Consider the following 4,035-nt stretch of genomic DNA (forward strand, 5'->3'; position numbering starts at 1 on the left):
AAAAACCCGGCGTTGGCGTGTTTTTTTTTTTTGTGTGTGTGGTCGTGGTTTTGGGTTGTTTGTGGCGGGGGGGGTTACCCGCGAAGCCACAGGTCAATCAGGTCGCAGGCATGCCGGTGATTTCAGCATTGCCAGCTTCGCGGCTCACGCCGCTCCCACAAACAGCAGAAGGCTACTCACACCAGCTCCGTAGCCGCTGCCACCACATCCGTATCCCCCGGTAACACCAGCAAGGCTGCACCAGCCAGCGGCGTATAGGTATCCACACCAGTCACCCGGCGCAACGGCACCTGCGCGTGACCAGCCTCGACCAAGGCGGTAATCACGCCTTCGCCCACGCCAGCACTCTGACGGCCTTCGTCCAGCACGATGATCCGCTTCGCCCCCTTGGCCTGCTCGGCGATATAGCCGGCATTGAGCGGCACCAGCCAGCGTAGATCGACCACCCGCACCTTCCAACCATGCTGCTCCTCGATGGTCTTGGCTGCACGCAGCGCCATCGGCACGCCATTGCCGTAGCTGATGATCAGCAGATCATCATTGCCTTCGCCATAAACCCTGCCCTCGCCCAGCGTCAGCGCCTGATCCGGTGCCGGATACGGGAACAGCCATTGCCCATCGCCAGCGGCATGCAGGTCCTTGGTCATGTACAGCGCGATCGGCTCCAGGAACACGCAGACCCGCCCGTCCACCTTGGCCAAGGCAGCAAGCGTGCGCAGCATTGCTGCGGCATCATCGCCACGCGACGGGCAGCCAACCACCAGCCCCGGAATATCGCGGATGGCGGTGATCGAGTTGTCGTTGTGGAAGTGACCACCAAAGCCTTTCTGGTAGCCAAGCCCGGCGATGCGGATCAGCATCGGGTTTCGGTACTGATCATTGGAGAAGAACTGCAGCGAGCAGGCCTCACCACGCACCTGATCGGCGGCGTTGTGCAGATAGGCCAGGTACTGGATCTCAGGCAGCGGCAACATGCCCATGTTGGCGAAGCCCTGGGCCATGCCCAGGATCATGGTTTCGTCGAGCAGGGTATTGAACACCCGGCGCGGGCCGAATGCCTTCTGCAGGCCCTTGGTAACCGTATAGACGCCGCCCTTCTGCGCGACGTCCTCGCCGAACAGCAAGGTCTCCGGGTACTTGGCGAAGAGGTCGTGCAGTGCTTGGTTGATCTGCACTGCCAGATGCTTGGCCGGCTGATTTTCCGGCAAGCCAGCTTCGCTGCCGAACACCTGCAGGCGCCGCTCGCTATAGTCCGCGCGTGTTGCCTCGACCTTCACCTTGTCCGGCGTATACGGCGCCAGTGGCCCGATCACATCTTGCAGCTCGGTCAAGCGCGGGCGCTTGTCGGCATCCTCGGCGGCAGCGAAGCATCGCTGGCGGGTGTGCTCGTACAGAGCCAGCACTTCGGCCTTGTCCATCAGCCCGGACTCCACCGCAACCTGTGCCGAACGCAGCAACGGATCGCCGGCTTCCACTGCGCACAGCTCCTCCAGCGCCCGCCATTCGATCTCGAAGTCGGTGCCGGCGTGGCCCATCAGGCGCGTGGTGCGCAGGTGCAGGAAGGTCGGTCGCCGCGTGCGCCGGCAATGCTCGACTGCGCGCTGCACGTCGGCGTAACCATTGACCAGATCCAAGCCGTCGGCATGGAAGTAATCCAGGCCCGGCCGGTGACGGAAGCTCTCGGCTATCCAGCCTTCAGGCGTCTTCACCGAGATTCCGATGCCATTGTCTTCGCAGACGAACAACACCGGCGCCGGCAGCTTCTGGAAGCTGCTCCAGGCGGCCGCATTGAACGCGGTCTGGGCGGTGGCGTGATTGGCCGATGCATCGCCGAACGAGCAGATGGTGATGCTGTCATCGGGAATCGGCAGCCCCTGCCCCAGTCGCTTACCGGCTTCGATCGCCATCGCCGTGCCCAGTGCCTTGGGCAGGTGCGAGGCGATGGTCGAGGTCTGCGGCAGCACCCACAACGGTTTGCTACCCCATACCTTGTGGCGGCCGCCACTGGCCGGATCGTCCTTGCTCGCCGCAAACGACAGCGCCGAGTCCATCACCGGGTCCATACCCGGCAGCTTGCGGAAGCGCTCGGCCATGAAGCCGCCGGAGCGGTAGTGCAGGAAGGCCGGATCGGTATGCCGCGCGGCGCGCGCCACCATCGCATTGCCCTCATGGCCAGACGAGCCGATCGTGTAGAAGACCTTGTTCTGCACACGCAATACGCGCGCCATCAGGTCCAGATGGCGGCTGATCAACTGCGATTCGAACAACTCACGGAAGCCTTGCGCATCCAAGGCGCTACCCGGCAACACCGGCGCAGCCGGCTGCGGGCCTTGATCCGGGCCCGGCGCTAGGGCGCTGACGAATTCGATGAAATTGGTGTCGCAGATCTCAGCGCGGTTCAGGCCCTTCATGCGGGCCGGAATGGGATTCGGTACACGAGCAAACATGCAGACAGACTCCACAGCAAACAAGTGATGAGACGGAATCAAACATCAAGGACGAACATTCAACCTGCGAGTATCGGCATGAAGCCGGGCTGGGCCTGCACGGCCTGCAGCCAGCGCTGGATAGCCGGATACGGCGACAGGCCAATGCCGCCGTCTGCAGCGACGGCGGTGTAGGCGAACAAGGCGATATCGGCCACGCCGTAATCGGGGCCGGTAAACCACGGGTGGTTCTGCAGATGCCGCTCCATCACCGCCAAAGCGTCATGGCCGCGCTCACGCAGGCGCGGCAGATCAGCGCGACGCGGAGAATCGGCTGGCGTCCAGATACTGATGAAGCGCGCAACGGCGATGTAGGGCTCGTGGCTGTATTGTTCGAAGAACATCCACGACAAGGCCTGCGTGCGTTGCCAACCATCAGTCGGCAAGAACGGGGTGCCTTCGGCCAACCAGAACAGGATCGCGTTGGATTCGGTCAGTACCCGGCCATCGGAGCGCTGCACCAGCGGCACTTTTCCATTGGGATTGAGCGCGAGGAACTCCGGGGTGCGGGTCTGGCCCTCGGCGCTGTTCACCTCGACCCAGTCGTAACGCGTGCCCAACTGCTCCAGCAGCAACCGCACTTTGTGACAGTTGCCCGACGTGGACATCCCATACACCCGCAACCCAGCACCCGAAACACTCACTGATCCGCTCCCCGCTACCGATCTGGCAGACGACAGCTTCCATCTGAACGGATCACGGGTGCTGCGGTAAAGCTGCGACCGCAGCAAAAATGGGTTCTCAGCGCTGTGACATCCACTGCTGCCGTGATTGCCCCCACACATCCACCTCGATATCGGCGGGCGCGGGCAATCGCGCCTGCCGCAGCAAGGTCGAGCCCAACTTGCGCGCCACCGCCACCGAACTGGTATTGGCCGGCACGATGGTATGGATCACTTCCTGCCAAGCCAGCGTATCGAAGGCCCAATCGACACTGGCCCGCGCTGCCTCCGGTGCGTAACCACGGCCCCAGAACTGGGAGGAAATGCCCCAGCCTACTTCCGTGCCAGGCCAGCCATGTGGCTGCCACGGCCCGACCCGTCCAATCCAGCGTCCGCTGCTTTTCTCGATCACCGAGAACATCGAGTAACCCAACAGCTGCCAACTGCCAGTCAACGCTGCCAGGCTGCGCCATGCGACCGAAGGCGGTTGCACGCCACCGAGATGCTGCATGGTCTGCGGATCAGCACAGAACGCAGCGAAGGCCTCGAAATCATCGGCTGCTGGCGGGCGCAACAGCAGGCGTTCGGTTTCCAGTCGCAGATCGAAGACACTCATCGCGATTCCTGTGTGCGGTAAACAAGGACGCCGAGCTTGCGCCGGCCGCCCCTGCCGGTCAAACCGCCGCTACGTTGCGGGCACCTGTTTGTGGGAGCGGCGTAAGCCGCGAAGCTGACAGTGTTCGCTCCCTGAAGACGTATTCGCGCCACCTGATGGTGTGTGGGCTTCGCCGGGGTAGGCCCCCCCCCAAAACCAAAAAAAAAACAAACAACACGTGAGGGATGAGCATAAGTGTGGGGAAAAATAAATAAAAACAAACATAAAGGAA

At 62.6% G+C, this 4,035-nt stretch carries 3 protein-coding genes; all 3 read right to left on the reverse strand.

What is annotated here, in order from left to right; all coding sequences use genetic code 11:
• Window positions 1–176 precede the first annotated feature (176 nt).
• The 3 genes from ACVOMB_RS20755 to ACVOMB_RS20765 all read right to left on the reverse strand — a co-directional run bounded on the left by ACVOMB_RS20755 (window position 177) and on the right by ACVOMB_RS20765 (window position 3,764).
• Entirely contained in the window at window positions 177–2,447 is a 2,271-nt protein-coding gene (locus ACVOMB_RS20755) for a thiamine pyrophosphate-dependent enzyme (RefSeq protein WP_481532896.1), read from the reverse strand.
• Window positions 2,448–2,506: 59 nt separating this feature from the next.
• Window positions 2,507–3,130 (reverse strand): glutathione S-transferase family protein, encoded by a 624-nt coding sequence (locus ACVOMB_RS20760; protein WP_481532897.1) that lies wholly within the window; start codon window positions 3,128–3,130, stop codon window positions 2,507–2,509.
• Window positions 3,131–3,227: 97 nt separating this feature from the next.
• Window positions 3,228–3,764, reverse strand: coding sequence for a GNAT family N-acetyltransferase (locus tag ACVOMB_RS20765; protein ID WP_481532898.1), 537 nt, complete (start codon window positions 3,762–3,764; stop codon window positions 3,228–3,230).
• Window positions 3,765–4,035 lie beyond the last annotated feature (271 nt).

The organism is Stenotrophomonas sp. STEN018, assembly GCF_056760235.1.

What these genes read in the sequence shown, in the direction of transcription:
- ACVOMB_RS20755 (WP_481532896.1), bottom strand. Translation starts at nt 2,447, where the DNA reads ATGTTTGCTCGTGTACCGAATCCCATTCCGGCCCGCATGAAGGGCCTG.
- ACVOMB_RS20765 (WP_481532898.1), bottom strand. Translation starts at nt 3,764, where the DNA reads ATGAGTGTCTTCGATCTGCGACTGGAAACCGAACGCCTGCTGTTGCGC.